Annotated in this window: 18 protein-coding genes and 1 other RNA gene; 14 read left to right on the forward strand and 5 right to left on the reverse strand. The window is 68.1% G+C overall.

Annotation, left to right across the window (positions count from 1 at the left end; genetic code table 11):
* Window positions 1-58 precede the first annotated feature (58 nt).
* Together BLQ14_RS06995 and BLQ14_RS07000 are read right to left on the reverse strand one after the other, a co-directional pair.
* Window positions 59-355 (reverse strand): hypothetical protein, encoded by a 297-nt coding sequence (locus BLQ14_RS06995; RefSeq protein WP_092499598.1) that lies wholly within the window; start codon window positions 353-355, stop codon window positions 59-61.
* Between the two features lie 84 nt (window positions 356-439).
* Complete coding sequence (locus BLQ14_RS07000) at window positions 440-1,132, reverse strand: metal-dependent hydrolase (protein ID WP_092499600.1); 693 nt, start codon at window positions 1,130-1,132, stop codon at window positions 440-442.
* 71 nt (window positions 1,133-1,203) lie between these two features.
* On the opposite strand from BLQ14_RS07000, the gene BLQ14_RS07005 reads away from it, so the two are divergent.
* The 7 genes from BLQ14_RS07005 (at window position 1,204) to rpmG (ending at window position 5,607) form a co-directional block, all read left to right on the forward strand.
* Window positions 1,204-1,866, forward strand: coding sequence for a hypothetical protein (locus tag BLQ14_RS07005; protein WP_092499601.1), 663 nt, complete (start codon window positions 1,204-1,206; stop codon window positions 1,864-1,866).
* A gap of 41 nt (window positions 1,867-1,907) precedes the next feature.
* On the forward strand, window positions 1,908-2,195 hold the full coding sequence (gatC, locus tag BLQ14_RS07010; protein WP_092499603.1) for an Asp-tRNA(Asn)/Glu-tRNA(Gln) amidotransferase subunit GatC: 288 nt from the start codon (window positions 1,908-1,910) through the stop codon (window positions 2,193-2,195).
* Window positions 2,195-3,682 (forward strand): Asp-tRNA(Asn)/Glu-tRNA(Gln) amidotransferase subunit GatA, encoded by a 1,488-nt coding sequence (gene gatA / locus BLQ14_RS07015; protein ID WP_092499605.1) that lies wholly within the window; start codon window positions 2,195-2,197, stop codon window positions 3,680-3,682. The genes gatC and gatA overlap by 1 nt, the downstream gene beginning before the upstream one ends.
* 34 nt (window positions 3,683-3,716) lie before the next feature.
* Window positions 3,717-4,208, forward strand: coding sequence for a hypothetical protein (locus tag BLQ14_RS07020; RefSeq protein WP_092499607.1), 492 nt, complete (start codon window positions 3,717-3,719; stop codon window positions 4,206-4,208).
* A gap of 20 nt (window positions 4,209-4,228) precedes the next feature.
* Complete coding sequence (locus BLQ14_RS07025; RefSeq protein WP_425412093.1) at window positions 4,229-4,924, forward strand: N-acetylmuramoyl-L-alanine amidase; 696 nt, start codon at window positions 4,229-4,231, stop codon at window positions 4,922-4,924.
* Between the two features lie 11 nt (window positions 4,925-4,935).
* An RNA gene (gene rnpB, locus BLQ14_RS07030) (RNase P RNA component class A) lies at window positions 4,936-5,322 on the forward strand.
* 117 nt (window positions 5,323-5,439) lie between these two features.
* Entirely contained in the window at window positions 5,440-5,607 is a 168-nt protein-coding gene (gene rpmG, locus BLQ14_RS07035; RefSeq protein ID WP_039682682.1) for a 50S ribosomal protein L33, read from the forward strand.
* Between the two features lie 151 nt (window positions 5,608-5,758).
* On the opposite strand, the gene BLQ14_RS07040 is transcribed toward rpmG, so the two are convergent.
* Both BLQ14_RS07040 and BLQ14_RS07045 read right to left on the reverse strand, forming a co-directional pair.
* Window positions 5,759-6,496 carry a Bax inhibitor-1/YccA family protein gene (locus BLQ14_RS07040; protein ID WP_092499611.1) on the reverse strand — a complete coding sequence of 246 codons (738 nt, stop codon included), beginning with the start codon at window positions 6,494-6,496 and terminating at the stop codon, window positions 5,759-5,761.
* A gap of 123 nt (window positions 6,497-6,619) precedes the next feature.
* Window positions 6,620-7,588: an NADPH:quinone oxidoreductase family protein gene (locus BLQ14_RS07045; protein WP_092499613.1), complete on the reverse strand. Its 969-nt coding sequence runs from the start codon at window positions 7,586-7,588 to the stop codon at window positions 6,620-6,622.
* A 259-nt stretch (window positions 7,589-7,847) separates the two neighbouring features.
* On the opposite strand from BLQ14_RS07045, the gene BLQ14_RS07050 reads away from it, so the two are divergent.
* Together BLQ14_RS07050 and hisN are read left to right on the forward strand one after the other, a co-directional pair.
* Window positions 7,848-8,225 carry a helix-turn-helix domain-containing protein gene (locus BLQ14_RS07050; RefSeq protein WP_092499615.1) on the forward strand — a complete coding sequence of 126 codons (378 nt, stop codon included), beginning with the start codon at window positions 7,848-7,850 and terminating at the stop codon, window positions 8,223-8,225.
* A gap of 65 nt (window positions 8,226-8,290) precedes the next feature.
* Window positions 8,291-9,106, forward strand: coding sequence for a histidinol-phosphatase (gene hisN / locus BLQ14_RS07055; RefSeq protein ID WP_092499617.1), 816 nt, complete (start codon window positions 8,291-8,293; stop codon window positions 9,104-9,106).
* 1 nt (window position 9,107) lies between these two features.
* Here the strand turns inward: hisN and guaD are convergent, their stop codons facing one another.
* Complete coding sequence (gene guaD / locus BLQ14_RS07060; RefSeq protein ID WP_092499619.1) at window positions 9,108-10,415, reverse strand: guanine deaminase; 1,308 nt, start codon at window positions 10,413-10,415, stop codon at window positions 9,108-9,110.
* Window positions 10,416-10,557: 142 nt separating this feature from the next.
* Here guaD and mgtE point away from each other — a divergent pair, with 142 nt between their 5' ends.
* The 5 genes from mgtE to BLQ14_RS07085 all read left to right on the forward strand — a co-directional run bounded on the left by mgtE (window position 10,558) and on the right by BLQ14_RS07085 (window position 16,146).
* Complete coding sequence (mgtE, locus tag BLQ14_RS07065; RefSeq protein ID WP_092499621.1) at window positions 10,558-11,940, forward strand: magnesium transporter; 1,383 nt, start codon at window positions 10,558-10,560, stop codon at window positions 11,938-11,940.
* Between the two features lie 10 nt (window positions 11,941-11,950).
* Window positions 11,951-12,535: a 5-formyltetrahydrofolate cyclo-ligase gene (locus tag BLQ14_RS07070; RefSeq protein WP_092499623.1), complete on the forward strand. Its 585-nt coding sequence runs from the start codon at window positions 11,951-11,953 to the stop codon at window positions 12,533-12,535.
* A gap of 10 nt (window positions 12,536-12,545) precedes the next feature.
* A complete protein-coding gene (locus BLQ14_RS07075; protein ID WP_092499625.1) occupies window positions 12,546-13,358 on the forward strand; it encodes a TIGR00282 family metallophosphoesterase in 813 nt (270 codons plus the stop codon).
* 3 nt (window positions 13,359-13,361) lie between these two features.
* A complete protein-coding gene (locus BLQ14_RS07080; RefSeq protein WP_092499627.1) occupies window positions 13,362-14,264 on the forward strand; it encodes a DMT family transporter in 903 nt (300 codons plus the stop codon).
* A 166-nt stretch (window positions 14,265-14,430) separates the two neighbouring features.
* Window positions 14,431-16,146, forward strand: a complete 1,716-nt coding sequence (locus BLQ14_RS07085) for an SLC13 family permease (protein WP_092500206.1) — start codon at window positions 14,431-14,433, stop codon at window positions 16,144-16,146.
* Window positions 16,147-16,177 lie beyond the last annotated feature (31 nt).

Below are 16,177 nucleotides of genomic sequence, written 5' to 3' on the forward strand. Positions count from 1 at the left end.
CGTCTTTCGGTTCAGGAAGGAGGCCACAAACGCGGCCTCCTCAGGATCGACGAAAAAATCAGTTTCCGTGCGGGGGATCGTCGTCGTTATCCCCGTCGGCGAATTCGCCATTCTTGTTGGGCGTGTTGCCGTCAAGGTTCTCGCCGCCGTTACCCTTGCCCTTGTCAGTCCGGCCGTTGTCGCCCGAGACGTTCAGCCCCTTGGGCACCAGCCCCTCGTAGCCGCCGCCTGAATCTTCCCAGCCATTCTTGTTACCCTTGTCGACGCCCTTGCCGTTGCCGATGCCCGCGAAGGAGGTGCCGGCTGACAGCGCGATAGCAAGGCAGGCTGCGGTCGTAATCAGATACCTTTTCATGGAAAATCCCCCCAAATTTCTGTTGTGAAAAACGAAAGCATACCACAGCCTGTGGATTTTTCCCAAATCAGCCCTCGGGGCGCCTCAGAGTTCGATCGGCTCGAGCACCTGCGGCTCGATCACGTTCACGCCGGGGAGTGCCGCCACGAGCTTCTCCGCCGACTGCTCGAGTATCGGGAAAGTCCGGTAGTGGCAGGGGATCACCGTCTTGAAGTCGAAGAACTTCTTCGCCGCATAGGCGGCGCGCTCCATGTCCATGGTGAACCAGCCGCCGGCGCAGAGAAGGCCGATGTCGGGATTGTGCAACTCCGCAAAGACTCCCATGTCGGCCATCACGTCGGTGTCGCCGGAAAAATAGATGGTGTGCCCCTCGCCGGCGATCATGAAGCCCGATTCGGTGCCGGTATAGACGGGCCCCTCTGCGCCATCGGTGGAAGAGGAATGCGTGGCATTCACCATGGTCACTCGCGCCGCGCCAAGCTCCACCGTGCCGCCCTTGTTGAAGCCGATGGTCTCGATGTCCTCGCGCGCCCCCCACCAGGCCATGAGGTCATAGATGCCGACGGCAGGGATGCCGAGCTCGCGTGCAATGCCCACCGCATCGCCGGAGTGGTCGCCATGGCCGTGGCTGACAAGGACGAACTGGGCGCCGTCGATTGCCTCGGCGCGGCGCTCCTGGGGAAACATCGGGTTGCCCGTGAGCCAGGGGTCGACGAGAAGCGTGGTGCCGCCGATCTCGATGCGAAAGCCGGAATGGCCAAGCCAGGTGATCTTCATGGTGACTTCCTCCGCAAATCGTGGCTGTCTGCTTTCCGTTCGACAATAGCAGCGCAGGCGGGGCTGTCACCTTGGATGGGGCGCAATTCATCGACGCCTATTGCGAAAGGGTGGGGCCGGGTTTCTGGGCCGAGCCGCTGAATGCGGTGACGAATGCGGCCTTCGTGGTCGCGGCGTTTGTGATGTGGCACAGGCTCAGAGGGACGGAACTGCCGCTGGCGCGCCTGATGGTCGCCGTTCTCGCCGTGATCGGCGCCGGAAGCTTCCTCTTTCACACCTTTGCCACGCCATGGGCGGCGCTGGCCGACGTGCTGCCGATCGCGGCCTTCATTCTGCTCTATCTCCTTGCCGTGAACCTCCGTTTTCTCGCCATGCCGCCGTGGCTTGCCGCCTTGGCGGCACTTCTCTTCCTCCCTCTGGCGGCAGTGGCGGCGCGGCTGATTGCGCCCTTGCCCTTCCTCGGCATCTCGGCGCCCTACTGGCCGGTGGTGCTCCTCATCGCGGCCTATGCGCTCCTGCTCCGCCGCCGGGCACCGGCCACCGCCCGCGGCCTCGGGATCGGCGCGGTGATCCTCACGCTCTCGCTCACCTTCCGCTCGCTTGACGGGCCTCTCTGCGCAGCGGTGCCCATTGGCACCCATTTCCTGTGGCACGTCCTCAACGCGGTGATGCTCGGCTGGATGATCGAGGTCTATCGCCGTCACATGGTTGCGGGCGGCGGGGCGGGGCGGTAAAGCCTTCGGCCGGAAACGCCCCTCCATCGGGAGCTCTGCGCATGTCGATCGATCTTGAAACCGCCGCCCATGTGGCGCGGCTGGCCCGCATCCGGGTCGAGCCCGAGCGCCTGCCGGCGCTGGCCGAGGAGTTCAACCGCATCCTCGGCTTCATCGAGCAACTCAACGAGGTGGATGTTGAAGGCGTCGAGCCCATGGTCTCGGTCACGCCGATGCGCCTCAAGCGCCGGCCCGACGAGGTGACCGACGGCGGCTACCCCGAGAAGATTCTCTCCAATGCCCCCGATGCCCGCGAGGGCTTCTTCGTGGTGCCGAAGGTGGTGGAGTGATGTCGGAGCTTTCCTCTCTCTCGATCGCCGAGGCGCGCGACGCGCTGCGCCGGGGCGATGTCACGGCCGTGGAGCTGACCGAAGCCTGCCTTCGGGAGATCGAGGCGGCCGACGCGCTCAATGCCTTCGTCCACAAGACCCCCGAGATCGCGATGGAGCGCGCCCGCGCCGCCGATGCGATGCTCAAGGAGAAAGGCGACGAGGCGCCGGGCATGTGCGGCATCCCCGTCGGCATCAAGGATCTGTTCTGCACCGAGCATGTGCCCAGCCAGGCGGCGAGCCGGATTCTGGAGAATTTCCGCCCCGAGTATGAATCGACCGTCACCGCGCAGCTCAAGGCGGCCGGCGCGGTGATGCTGGGCAAGCTCAACATGGACGAGTTCGCCATGGGCTCGTCCAACGAGCACTCCGTCTATGGCCCGGCGGTGAACCCCTGGCGGGTGGATGAGCGGCTGCTCACGCCCGGCGGCTCCTCGGGCGGCTCGGCGGCGGCGGTGGCCGCGCGGCTGTGCCTCGGCGCCACCGGCACCGACACCGGCGGCTCGATCCGCCAGCCCGCCGCCTTCACCGGCATCGTCGGCCTCAAGCCCACCTACGGGCGCTGCTCGCGCTGGGGGATCGTGGCCTTTGCCTCCTCGCTCGATCAGGCCGGGCCGATGACGCGCACGGTGCGCGATGCGGCGATCATGCTGCAGGCGATGGCCGGTCACGACCCGAAGGACTCGACTTCCGCGGATCTGCCGCTGCCCGATTTCGAGGCGGCGATCACCGGCGACATCCGCGGCAAGCGCATCGGCATCCCGCGCGAATACCGCATGGAAGGCATGCCGGCCGAAATCGAGGCGCTGTGGAAACAGGGCGCCGAGATGCTGCGCGATGCGGGGGCGGAAATCGTCGACATCTCGCTGCCGCACACGAAATACGCGCTGCCCTGCTACTATGTGATCGCCCCTGCCGAGGCCTCCTCGAACCTCGCCCGCTATGATGGGGTGCGCTACGGCTACCGCGCCAAGCTCGCCAAGGGCGAGGGCATCGTGGAGATGTACGAGAAGACCCGCGCCGAGGGCTTCGGGCCGGAGGTGCAGCGGCGGGTGATGATCGGCACCTATGTGCTCTCGGCCGGCTTCTATGACGCCTACTACAACCGCGCGCGCAAGGTCCGCAGCCTCATCAAGCGCGACTTCGAGACGGTCTTTGCCGATGGTATCGACGCCATTCTCACCCCTGCCACGCCTTCGGCCGCGTTCGGGCTTGGCGAGATGTCGGAGGCCGATCCCGTGCAGATGTATCTCAACGACGTCTTCACCGTGACGGTCAATCTCGCCGGCCTGCCCGGCATCGCCGTTCCGGCCGGGCTCGATTCCCAGGGGCTGCCGCTGGGGCTGCAGCTCATCGGCCGGCCCTGGGAGGAGGGCGAGCTTCTGAACCTTGCCGAGACGCTGGAGCGTGCGGCCGGCTTCGTTTCAAAGCCGGAGAAATGGTGGTAGGCTCGGGCAAAATACCATCGAGCAGAGGTTCCCCATGCGCGTGATCCTCGCGGCCCTGTCGCTGGCCGCGCTCTCCGCCTGTTCTTCGTCTGTCCCCGACAGCGGCGCGCCCGCCGATGCGCCGCTCGGAGCCACACCCGCCTATCGCGGGTTCGACGGCGCGGGCGCGCGCGCGTCTGCCGAGTCCGGGGTGGAGACATCGGCGCTTCCGCCCGACGGCAACGCGCCGCTCCCGGCCACGACCGCCTCCGAGCAGGCGCCGGCCACGCCCGGTGTCGTCTCCTATGCGCTCTCGACGACGAACGCGGTGGGTCAGAAGCTCTACCGCCGCAGCATCTTTGCCCTGCCGGCGCTGGCGGCGCGCAATTGCGCCGAATATCCCTCTGACGATGCCGCGCAGGAGGCCTTCCTCGCCGCCGGAGGGCCGGAGCGCGACAGGCTCAACCTCGACCCCGACGGCGACGGCTTCGCCTGCAACTGGGATCCTGCCCCCTATCGGCGCCTCGCCGCACGGTCGGGGGGCTGAGACGCCCGGCCGTGCGCGTCATCGAGCGGCCCTCGCCGAATTTCGGCCCCCGACGCGGAGGCGCCCGGCCTGACATGGTGGTGCTTCACTACACGGCCATGGGCTCGGCCGAGGCTGCGCTCGAGCGGCTCTGCGACACGCAAGCGGAGGTTTCCGCCCACTGGCTCATCGCGCGGGACGGCCGCCTGTTCCGGCTGGTGCCGGAGGAGGCGCGGGCATGGCACGCGGGTGCGGGTGCCTGGGGGCAGGTGAGGGACGTGAACTCCCGCTCCATCGGCATCGAGATCGACAATGACGGGCAAAGCCCCTTTGCCGCGCCGGCAATGGCCACGCTCGAGGCGCTGCTTGCCGAGATCATGCAGCGCTGGGCGATTCGCCCCGAGCGGGTGATCGGTCATGCCGACATGGCGCCGGGGCGAAAGCCCGATCCGGGCCCGCGCTTCGACTGGCTGAGGCTCGCGCGGGCGGGCCTTTCCGTCTGGCCCGCGCCCGGGCGGGAGCCGCGCGCCGCCGATGAGGGTGCATTCCTCGCGGCCGCGCGCGCCTTCGGCTATCGAGCGCCCGAGGGCTGCGATGATCCGGCGGGGCTGATCCTGAGGGTCTTCCGCGCCCGCTTTCGGCCCTTCGCGCGCGGGCCGCTGTCGCCGGCCGACATGGCCGCCATCGCCGATCTCGCTGCGCGCTTCCCGGTTGACCGGGACGCCCCGGCTTCCTAGATCGGGAGTGCGCGGCGGGCCGGATGGCCGCTCCTGCCCCTTGTGGCAGGGGAGGAAAGTCCGGACTCCAGGAAGCAACGGCGCCGGGTAACGCCCGGCCGGGGAAACCCGAGGGAAAGCGCCACAGAGAAGAGACCGCTGTCGGCTGTCGCCGGCAGCAAGGGTGAAACGGTGGGGCAAGAGCCCACCGCGGGACGGGCAACCGGACCGGCACGGCAAGCCCCGCCGGGAGCAATGCCGAATAGGGACCTCAGAGGGCCTTCACGGGCCCGGGGATGCTTCCTCCCAGAGGTCCGGGTTGGCAGCTAGAGCCTGCCGGTAACGGCAGGCCCAGAGGAATGGCCATCGAACCGCCTTCGGGCGGGGAACAGAATCCGGCTTACAGGCCCGCCGCGCGCCTTGCCCTGACCCTTGTGCCGCGCTTGGCGGTTGACAGCGCCCGCGCGCGCGTTAAAAGGCGGCGATCGAGGAATTCGCGGGCGGCCCGGGGGCCGTTCGAGGCACGGAGTTGATCCATGGCGAAGCCGACGACCATCAAGATCCGCCTGAACTCGACGGCGGGCACGGGCCACTTCTATGTGACCAAGAAGAACGCCCGCACCATGACCGAGAAGATGGTGGTGCGCAAATACGACCCCGTCGCGCGCAAGCACGTCGAGTACAAGGAAGGCAAGATCAAGTGATCTGAGCCTCTGGGGCAGTTTTGCAGGGCCGCGCCGGGTGCGCGGCCCTTTTTCTTGCGCTCGCGCATGGCAGATGCGCGCGGCGTCACGGGCAATGAAAAAGGCCGGCCACAGGGGCCGGCCTTTGCCGTTGATGGCGCTCCTGCCGCGCTCACTCGCGATTGCCGAGGAACTGCAGGAGGAACATGAACATGTTGATGAAGTCGAGATAAAGGCTCAGCGCCCCCATGATCGCCGACTTGCCCAGCCACTCTTCATCCATCGCCTGGGCGTGCTGGATGTACTCGACCTTGATGCGCTGGGTGTCATAGGCGGTGAGACCGGCGAAGATCAGCACACCGAGCACCGAGATCGCGAAGTGGATCGCCGGGCTGCCGAGGAAGATGTTGACGATCGAGGCCACGATCAGCCCGATCACGCCCATGATGAGGAAGGCGCCCCAGCCCGAGATGTCGCGCTTGGTGGTGTAGCCGTAGAGCGACAGGCCGGCGAAGGCGATCGAGGTGACAAGGAAGGTCTGCGCGATGGAAATGCCGGTGAAGGCGGCGAAGATCCAGCTGATCGAAAGGCCCATCGCCGCGGCGAAGGTGTAGAAGAAGAGCTGCGCGCCGGCCGCCGACAGCCGGTTGATCATGGCGCCGAAGGCAAAGACCATGATCAGCGGCAGGAACATCGCGATCCAGCCGAGAATGTTCGGCGCCAGCGTCACTGGGTCGCGGAAGATGGACAGGAGCGCGTCGGACGTGCCGACCGCCCAGGCCACGCCGGCGGTGACCAGAAGGCCCACCGACATGGTGCCGTAGACCTTGTTCATGTGGGCGCGAAGGCCCTCGTCGATCTGCGCGGCGCGGGCGCCGGCTGCCGCACGGACCGTCTGATAGTCAGCCATTGACTGCCTCCAAGAAACTCACGGGTTCACCGCCGCGCACGCGACGGTCGCACATAGTAATATCGTCGGAGCGGGCATGCGTTTCAAGACATTCGCCGGCATTGATCGGGCTTTCGACGCGCTTCAGTCGCCAGCGATCTCGATCACCACCTTGCCGGTCGAGGCGCGGCGGCGCAGAAGCTCAAGCCCCTCGCCGGCACGCTCCAGCGGGAGACGGTGGCTGATATGCGGCTTGAGGCGCCTTTCCTCATACCACTTGAACAGCCTGCGCAGGCTGTCGGTGAGAACCTCGGGCGCGAAGGCGATGTAGCCGCCCCAGTAGAAGCCGATCACGGTCAGGTTCTTCACAAGAATGTGATTGGCCGGAATCTGGGGCACATCGCCGGAGGCAAAGCCGATGACGATGATCCGCGCCTCGGGCCGGCAGGCGCGCATCGCCGCGCGGAAGAGCTCGCCACCCACCGGATCATAGACCACATCCGCACCGCCAAGCGCGCGCACCCGGTCCCGCAGGTCCTCCGTTCCGGTGTCGATGAGTTCGTCGGCGCCGGCCGCCTTGGCAACGGCAAGCTTCTCGGCGCCGCGCGCCGCGGCGATCACCCGCGCGCCCATGAGCTTCCCGATCTCCACCGCCGTCAGCCCCACGCCGCCTGCTGCGCCGAGCACGAGCAGCGTCTCGCCTTCCTTCAGCCGCGCGCGGTGCTCGAGCGCTACATGCGAGGTGCCATAGGCGACCTGGAAGGCGGCCGCCTCGGCAAAGCTCATCGCGTCGGGAATCGGCGTGCAGCGTTCGGCTGGGAAGACGCCCGCCTCGGCAAGCCCGCCGGTCCCCGAAAACACTGCCACGCGCGTTCCGGGGCGGGGGGAGGAGACCCCTTCGCCCACGGCCTCCACCGTGCCGGCAAGCTCGAGTCCCAGGGTGGCAGGCAGCGGCGGGCGCTCCTGATACTGGCCGCGGGCCATGAGGAGATCGGCGAAGTTGAGCCCGCATGCGGCGATCCGCACCTTGACCTCGCCGGGGCCGGGCTCGGGCTCGGGGATGTCGCGCAGCTGGGGCGGGGCATCGAAGTCGGTGATCTGAAAGGCGCGCATCTGTGACTGTCTCCGGTGGTCCACGCCGCCAGTCCTACCGGTCGGTCGCGCCGCTGCCAACCGTGACGCCGGTGGCGCGGCGCCGGGTGGTCGGCGAAGGGCAGGGCGCGCAACCATCGAACGGTGGCGGAACCCTGCCTGCGACAGCTCGCGGTTGACGAGTGCCGGGGGAAACTGTCCCAAAAGACAGGTTGTGCGACCGTGGCTTCGCAACTATCCCAGCGGGTAGGGGAGCGAAATCGAAGGGAGATCAGGGCTGATGAAACACCCGGTTGATGTTCACGTTGGCAAGAGGGTGCGCCATCGCCGCTGGATGGTGGGCATGACCCAGCAGCAGCTGGCCGAAAAGGTCGGCATCAAGTTTCAGCAGATCCAGAAGTACGAAACCGGCATGAACCGCATTTCGGCCTCGCGTCTGTGGGACATTGCCGAGGCGTTGCAGGTTCCGGTGAGCTTCTTCTTCGAGGGTCTCGAGGAAGAGCAGGGCGCCACCCGCCCCGCGGAAGGGGAGAAGGTGCCGGGCGACATTCTCGCCGACAAGGAGGCTCTGGAACTGGTCCGTTCCTATTATGCGATTCCCGAGAACCAGCGGCGGCGGCTGTTTGAACTTGCGCGGGTTCTGAGCGACAAGATGTAGGGCCGACCGGCCGCGCAGGCGCGAGCCGGGGGCTCATCCCTCGACGGCAGTGAGGAGCGCGGCCGATGTCGAGCGTGAAGACGCAGCTTTCGCCACTTCTGCGGGAAGAGCTGATCGCGGCCGCTCACGCGGCCGCGGACGCCGCTGGCCAGGCGATCCTGCCGCATTTCCGGCACATTGACCTCGACACCCGGAACAAGGCGAAAAAAGGCTTTGACCCGGTCACGGAGGCCGACCGGGCGGCTGAAGCGGCGATGCGCGCGGTTCTCGAGGCAGCGCGCCCCGATGACGCCATCCTCGGCGAGGAGTTCGGCCGGAAGCCCGGCACGAGCGGGTTGGAGTGGGTGCTTGACCCGATCGACGGCACGCGCGGGTTCCTCTCCGGCACGCCCACCTGGGGCGTGCTGGTTTCGGTGCGCGATGCGGGTGGGCCGCTCTTTGGCCTGATCGATCAGCCCTACATCGGCGAGCGCTTCGCGGGCGGCCTTGGCGTGGCGGAGTTCAGGGGCCCGCGAGGGCACGGGCGGCTGGCGTGCCGGCGCAACGACCGGCTCGAGGAGGCGATTCTCTTCACCACCTTCCCCGAGGTCGGCACCCCCGAGGAGGAAGCGGCCTTCAGGCGCCTGTCCGCCCGCTGCCGCCTCACCCGCTACGGGATGGACTGCTACGCCTATGCGCTGGTGGCGCTCGGCCTCGTCGATCTGGTGGTGGAGGCTGGTCTCCACCCCTATGACGTTCAGGCGCCGATCGCGGTGATCGAGGCCGCGGGCGGCGTGGTGACCGACTGGCAGGGCGGCCCGGCGCATGAAGGCGGGCGCATTGTCGCCGCCGCCAATCGTGACATTCACGCCGCGGCGCTCGAGGTTCTGACGCCGCGCTGAGCTATTGGCCGGCGGCCTTCGCCACAACCCGCTTTCCGCCAGCCCACACCTCGCGCACTGCCCGGTCGTCGCCCATCATGATGGTGGGAAAGAGCGCCTCCCAGAAGTTTTCCGCCCGGGCCGCGCGCTGGGCGATGGCGGGGGTGGAGGCGAGGTCGATCACCACGAGATCGGCCTCCATGCCCACGGCGAGGTTGCCGATCAGGTGATCGGCCCGGAGCGCGCGCGCCGAACCCTGGGTGGCCAGCCACCACAGCTGCGCGGGGTGCAGCGCGGTGCCGGTGAGCTGGCCGATCTCGTAGGCCGCGGCCATGGTTCTGAGCATCGAGAAGGAGGAGCCGCCGCCGGTGTCGGTGGCAAGGCCCACGATCTGCCCCTCGCGCTTGCGCGCGGCGGTGTCGAACAGGCCCGAGCCGATGAAGGTGTTCGATGTGGGGCAGTGGATCAGGGCCGAGCCCGTCTCCCGCAGCCGCGCACGCTCGCGCCCGGTCAGGTGAATGGCGTGGCCGAAGAGCGCACCGGGACCGACGAGGCCGAATCGCTCGTAGGTGTCGAGGTAGTCCCGAGCCTGCGGAAACAGCTCAGCCACCCAGGCCACCTCCTCGCGCTGCTCGGAGAGATGCGTCTGCATCGCGCAGTCAGGGTGCGCCGCCCACAGCGCGCCGAGTGCCTCGAGCTGTTCGGGCGTGGAAGTGGGCGAGAAGCGCGGGGTGATGGCGTAGGAAAGCCGGTCCACGCCATGCCAGCGCTTCAGGAGCGCGAGGCTCTGGTCATGCGCCGTGTGCGCCGTGTCGCGCAGGGCGTCGGGCGCGTTGCGGTCCATGCAGGTCTTGCCGCCCCAGACCCGGAGCCCGCGCCGCTGCGCCTCGGAAAAGAAGGCGTCAACGCTTTCGGGATGGATGGTGCAGAAGCTGCACACGCTTGTGGTGCCGTGGGCAAGCACGAGATCGAAATAGCGCGATGCCACTGCCGCCGCATAGTCCGCGTCGCCAAAGCGCATCTCCTCGGGAAAGGTGTAGCTGTTGAGCCAGTCGATGAGCCGCTTGCCCCAGCTCGCGATGATCGCGGTCTGGGGATAGTGCACATGCGCGTCGATGAACCCGGCCGAAATCAGCGCCTCCCCGTGGTCCACACGCTCGGCCCCAGGGTGGGCGCGGGCGAGGGCGTCGGCCTCGCCGATTGCGGCTATCCGGCCGTTCTCGATCAGCACGGCGCCGCGGCTCTGGTGGCGCGCGGCCTCCTCGGGGGGCAGCGCGAAGGGATCGGCCGTGAAGGAGAGCGTCTGGCCGATGAGCAGATGAGAGGGCATTCCATGACTCCGGTGCGGTCAGCGGCGGGGCAGCATAAATCGTGCCGGCGGGCCGGTAAATCACCGCATTTCCGGTTTTGTTTGCGGGGCTTCGGCACTAGGTTCCGCGCGTGCCCGGAGGCGGTTGCAGGGGGGACTGCGCATGAGCGAACACGAAGCGCCCGAGACCCGGCGGGAGGATGAGGATTTCGGCCTTGCGCGCGATGCGGTGAGCGCGGTTGCGGCGGCTCTCGAGGCGGGCGACGCGCCTGCGCTGGCCCAACTTCTCGAGGGCATGCATCCCGCCGACATCGCCGACCTTCTCGAGCAGCTCGACCCCGAGGACCGGCGCGAGCTGTTGCGGATGTGGGGCAGCGAACTCGAGGGCGAGGTTCTCTCCGAACTGGACGAGGGCCTGCGCGAGGAGGTGATCGCGGCGCTCTCGCCCGAGGCGCTGGGCGAGGCGGTGCGCGAACTCGAGACCGATGACGTGGTCGATCTCGTCGAGGATCTCGAGGAGGAGCAGCGCGAGGAAATCCTGGCCGCCCTGCCCGCCGATGACCGGGCCGCGGTCGAACAGTCGCTGGCCTACCCGGAAGGGACGGCCGGGCGCCTCATGCAGCGCGAGTTCGTCTCGGTGCCCGAGCACTGGACGGTGGGTGACGCCATCGACTATCTGCGCGCGGCCGAGGAGCTGCCGGAAGATTTCTACCACGTCATTCTCGTCGATCCGCGCATGCGGCCCACCGGCTATGTGCCGCTGGGCAGGATTCTTGCCAACCGGCGCGACGTGCCCCTGAAGGATCTGCGCGACGAGAGCTTCCGCACCATCCATGTGCTGCAGGATGTCGAGGACGTGGCCTATGTCTTCAACCATTACCACCTCATCTCCGCGCCGGTCGTGGATGACGACGGAAGGCTGACCGGCGTCGTCACCATCGACGACGCGATGGCCGTCCTCGATGAGGAGGCCGAGGAGGACATCCTTCGGCTGGCCGGTGTCGGCGACGAGAGCCTTTCCGACCGGATCTCCGAGATTGCAAAGGCGCGCTTCGTCTGGCTGTTCGTCAACCTTTTGACCGCGATTCTCGCCTCGCTGGTCATCGACTATTTCTCGGAGGCGATCGAGGCGGCGGTGGCGCTCGCCGTGCTGATGCCTATCATGGCCTCGATGGGAGGCAATGCCGGCACCCAGTCGATGACCGTGGCGGTTCGTGCGCTTGCCACGCGCGATCTGACCATGAGCAATGCCTGGCGGGTGATCCAGCGCGAGGTGGCGGTCGGTGCGCTCAACGGTGCCGCCTTCGGGTTGATCATGGCGGTGGTGGCGGGCGTGTGGTTCGGCATGCCGATGCTGCCCGTGGTGGTCGCTTCGGCGATGGTGCTCACCCTTGTTTCGGCCGCGCTTGGCGGTATTCTCATCCCCTTGGCGCTTGACCGGCTCGGCGTTGACCCCGCGCTTGCCTCCGGCCCCTTCGTAACGACCGTGACGGATCTGGTGAGTTTCGGCGCGTTTCTGGGCCTTGCATCATGGATTCTGCTGTGAGGATCGTGCCGTGAGCGCTCTGCAGAGGGAGAAGGCGGCGGCGCGGCAGGCCGCTCTTGCCCGGCGCGCAGCCGCCTTCGCCGCCGGTGACGGCGGCGCCGGGGCGGCGCGGCTGCTCGAGGTCCTGCGGCCGCACAGCGGCCGCGCGCTCGCCGGCTACATGCCCATGCGCACCGAGATCGACCCCTTGCCGGCGATGGCGGAGATGGCCCGTCATGGACCCGTGGCCATGCCTGTCATCGAGGGCATGGGGCGCCCGCTTCGATTCCGCGCCTGGAGCCCGGAGGCGGAGACGGTCGAAGGGCCCTTCGGTGCGAGAGTCCCACGCGAGGGGGAGTGGATCGTGCCCGAGGTTCTGGTCGTTCCGCTTCTGGCCTTCGACCGGCGCGGCGGGCGGCTGGGCTATGGAGGCGGCTTCTACGACCGCACGCTCGCGGCTTTGCGCGCCGCCAATCCGGCAACGCTGGCGATCGGTTTCGCCTTCGCCGCGCAGGAGGCGGAGGCACTTCCGCTCGAACCCACCGACGAGCTTCTCGACCTCGTGGTGACCGAGGCCGAGGTGATCGCGCTTGCACCGCGGCGCCGGAACGCTTAGGCGGGCGCCCATGCGACTTCTTTATCTGGGCGATGTGGTCGGCCGTGCGGGCCGGCGCGCGGTGATCGAGCGCCTGCCGGCGCTGCGGAAGGAATGGCGGCTCGACTTTGTCGTGGTCAACGGCGAGAACGCCACCTCCGGCGCGGGGCTCAACCCCGATCACGCCAAGCTGCTGCTCGAGGCCGGCGCGGACTGCGTGACGCTTGGCGACCATGCCTTCGACCACCGCGAGATGCTCTCCTTCATCGAGAACGAGCCGCGCATCCTGCGCCCGCTCAACTATGCCAAGGCCGCGCCCGGTCACGGCGCGCGCCTCTTCGAGGCTCCCGGCGGGCGCAAGGTGCTGGTCGCGCAGGTGCTCGGGCAGGTGTTCATGAAGCGCCCCTTCGATGACCCCTTCTCGGCGGTCGATGCCGTGCTTGCCGCCTATCCGCGCGGGGGGCTCGCGCAGGCGGTGATCGTCGATGTCCATGCCGAGGCGACGTCGGAGAAGATGGCGATGGGTCATTTCTGCGCCGGCCGCGCCTCGATGGTGGTGGGCAGCCATACCCATGTGCCGACGGCCGATGCGATGCTCCTTGACGGCGGCACCGCCTATCAGACCGACGCGGGCATGTGCGGTGACTATGATTCGGTGATCGGCATGAAGAAGGACGAGCCTCTCCGCCGGTTTGTCACCGGCATGGGGCAGGGCCGTTTCACGCCGGCGACGGGGCGGGCGACGCTTGCCGGGCTCTATGTCGAGACCGATGACCAGACCGGCGCGGCCACGCGCGTGGTCATGGTGCGCCAAGGCGGGCGGCTGGAAGCCTCGGGGCCCTGAGACATGCGCGCCGGCAGGCAAGTCGCCGCGGCGCAGCCCATCCACGTGGCCGCGCTGCTCGTCATCGGTGCGGGCTGGGGGCTCACACAGCCGCTCGCCAAGATCGCGGTGACGGCGGGGCTGCATCCGCTCGGGATGGTGTTCTGGCAGCAGGTGATCGTGGCGCTCATCCTTGGCGCGGTGCTCGCCCTGAGGGGCAGGCTGCCCGGCCTCTCGGCCGGGCGGATGGGCTGGTTCGCGGTGATTGCGCTTCTGGGCACCATCCTGCCCAATTCGGCGGGCTACACGGCGGCGATCCATCTGCCTGCCGGGATCATCTCGATCGTCACCTCGATGGTGCCGATCTTCGCCTGGCCGGTCGCGATCGCGTTGGGGGCCGACCGCTTCGAGCGCGTCCGCGCCGCCGGTCTCGCGCTCGGGCTGGCCGGGGTGGCCGTGCTCGTCCTGCCCGGCGCGGGCCTGCCGAGGGCGGCGGCGGGCGCCTTCGTGCTGCTCGCCGCGCTGGCGCCGCTCTGCTACGCCTTCGAAGGCAACCTCATCGCCCGTTTCGGAACTGCGGGGCTCGACCCGGTGCAGCTTCTCTTCGGCGCGAGCATCGTCGGTGCGGCTGGCATGCTGCCCTTGACGCTGGCCACGGGAACCTGGTTCGAGCTGGCGCCGCACTGGACAGCGGGGGATGCGGCGCTGGTGGTGTCTTCGGTCATCCATGCCGTCGTCTATGCGGGCTATTTCGCGGTCGTGCGGCGGGCCGGCGCGGTCTTCGCCGCGCAGGTGGCCTATCTCGTCACTGGCTTCGGCGTCCTGTGGGCAATGCTTCTGCTCGGCGAGCGCTACCCGGCCTCGGCCTGGCTGGCCATGGCGCTCATTCTGACCGGAATGACGCTGGTGCGCCCGAGGTTGACGTGAGCGGGCGTGCGCGCTTGCCGCGGGGGGCGCCGCGTGGCTAGATGGTGCCGCTTCGCAACAGCCCCGACAGCCGCGCGAGCCCCAGCAGAGGAATCCTGCCAAGGTGATTGATCTTCCCCTTGCCCCTTCCCTTCAGGCGGTTCTCGCGCTCGGCATCGTCGCCGGAATGTTCGTCCTGTTCCTGCGCGAGACGTTTCCACCGGAGGTCACCGCCATCGCCGGCGTGGCGGTGATGTTGTTCCTCGGGCTTCTGCCCTACGAGGCCGGGCGCGAGGTGCTGGCCAACCCCGCCCCCTGGACGATCGCGGCGATGTTCGTCGTCATGGGGGCGCTGGTGCGCACCGGAGCGCTGTCGTGGTTCACCCGGCTGGCCGAGACCCGCGCCGATTCGAACCCGCGCCTTGCCATTGCCAGTCTGATGGGTCTCGTCATTCTCACCTCGGCCTTCGTCAACAACACGCCGGTCGTGCTGGTGATGATTCCGGTTTTCGTGCAGCTGGCCCGCCGGCTGGGGGTGGCCGCCTCGAAACTGCTCATCCCGCTTTCATATGCGGCGGTTCTGGGGGGCACGCTCACGCTGATCGGCACCTCCACGAACCTTCTGGTCGACGGACTGGCCCGGACGCATGGATTGAGGCCCTTCTCCATCTTCGAGATCACCCCGCTGGCGGCGGTGCTGGTTGCCTGGGGAATGCTCTACCTCTGGCTCTTTGGCCGCCGCCTGCTGCCCGAGCGGTCGAGCATGGCCACCCTGCTCGGCGGGCGGCAACGGATGAAGTTCTTCACCGAAGTGGTGATTCCGCAGGACAGCCCGCTGATCGGCCAGCCGGTGCGGGAGGTGGAGCTGTTCAGCCGCGAGGGCGTGCGGCTCATCGACGTGATCCGTGGAGATGTCTCGCTCAGGCGCAACCTCGACGGGGTGAAGCTGCGCGCGGGCGACAGGGTGGTGCTGCGCACCGAGATGGCCGAGCTTCTGAGCCTGCGCGAGGAGAAGGCGTTGAAGCCGGTGAACCCGCTCGGCTCGCGCGAGACCACGACGGTTGAAGTCCTGATCACTCCCGGCTGCCGCATGGTCGGGCGCACGCTGGGCTCGCTGCGGCTGCGTCGGCGCTATGGCGTGTATCCGCTTGCGGTGCACCGCCGCGACGAGAACATCGGCCGTCAGCTTGACGATCTCGTGGTCAGGGTGGGTGACACGCTGCTGCTCGAGGGAGCGCCGGAAGATATCCAGCGCCTCGCCGCGGAAATGGATCTGCTCGATGTCTCGCGCCCCAGCGAGCGGGCCTATCGCCGTGCGCAGGCGCCGTTGGCGGTGGCAGCACTCGCCGGCCTCGTCATTCTCGCAGCCCTCGGCACCGCCCCGATCCTCGCCCTGGCGGTCATCGCCATGGCCTTCGTGCTGGTGGCGCGCTGCGTGGATGCCGAGGAGGCCTTCTCGCTGGTTGATGGCAGGCTGCTGGCACTGATCCTGGCCATGCTCGCCATCGGTGCCGGCCTCGAGCATACGGGTGCGGTGCAGATGATCGTTGATGCGCTTGCCCCGCAACTTGTCGGGTTGCACCCGTTCTTCCTGATCTGGGCGGTGTATCTGGTGACTTCGGTGCTGACCGAGCTCGTCTCCAACGCCGCCGTTGCCGCGGTGATGACGCCGGTGGTGATAGCACTTGCCAACACCATGGGGATCGAACCGCGCCCGCTGGTGGTGGCGGTGATGATTGCCGCCTCGGCATCCTTCGCCACGCCCATCGGCTATCAGACGAACATGCTGGTCTACGGCCCCGGCGGCTACCGCTTCACCGACTTTCTCAAGGTGGGGATCCCGCTCAACCTGTCGGTGGGGCTGATCGCCTCGGCGCTCATCCCCGTCTTCTGGCCGTTCTGAGCCTCAATACGAGGTCCCCGGCTGCCGGCGT

Source organism: Meinhardsimonia xiamenensis, from assembly GCF_900102905.1.
Lineage (GTDB): Bacteria > Pseudomonadota > Alphaproteobacteria > Rhodobacterales > Rhodobacteraceae > Meinhardsimonia > Meinhardsimonia xiamenensis.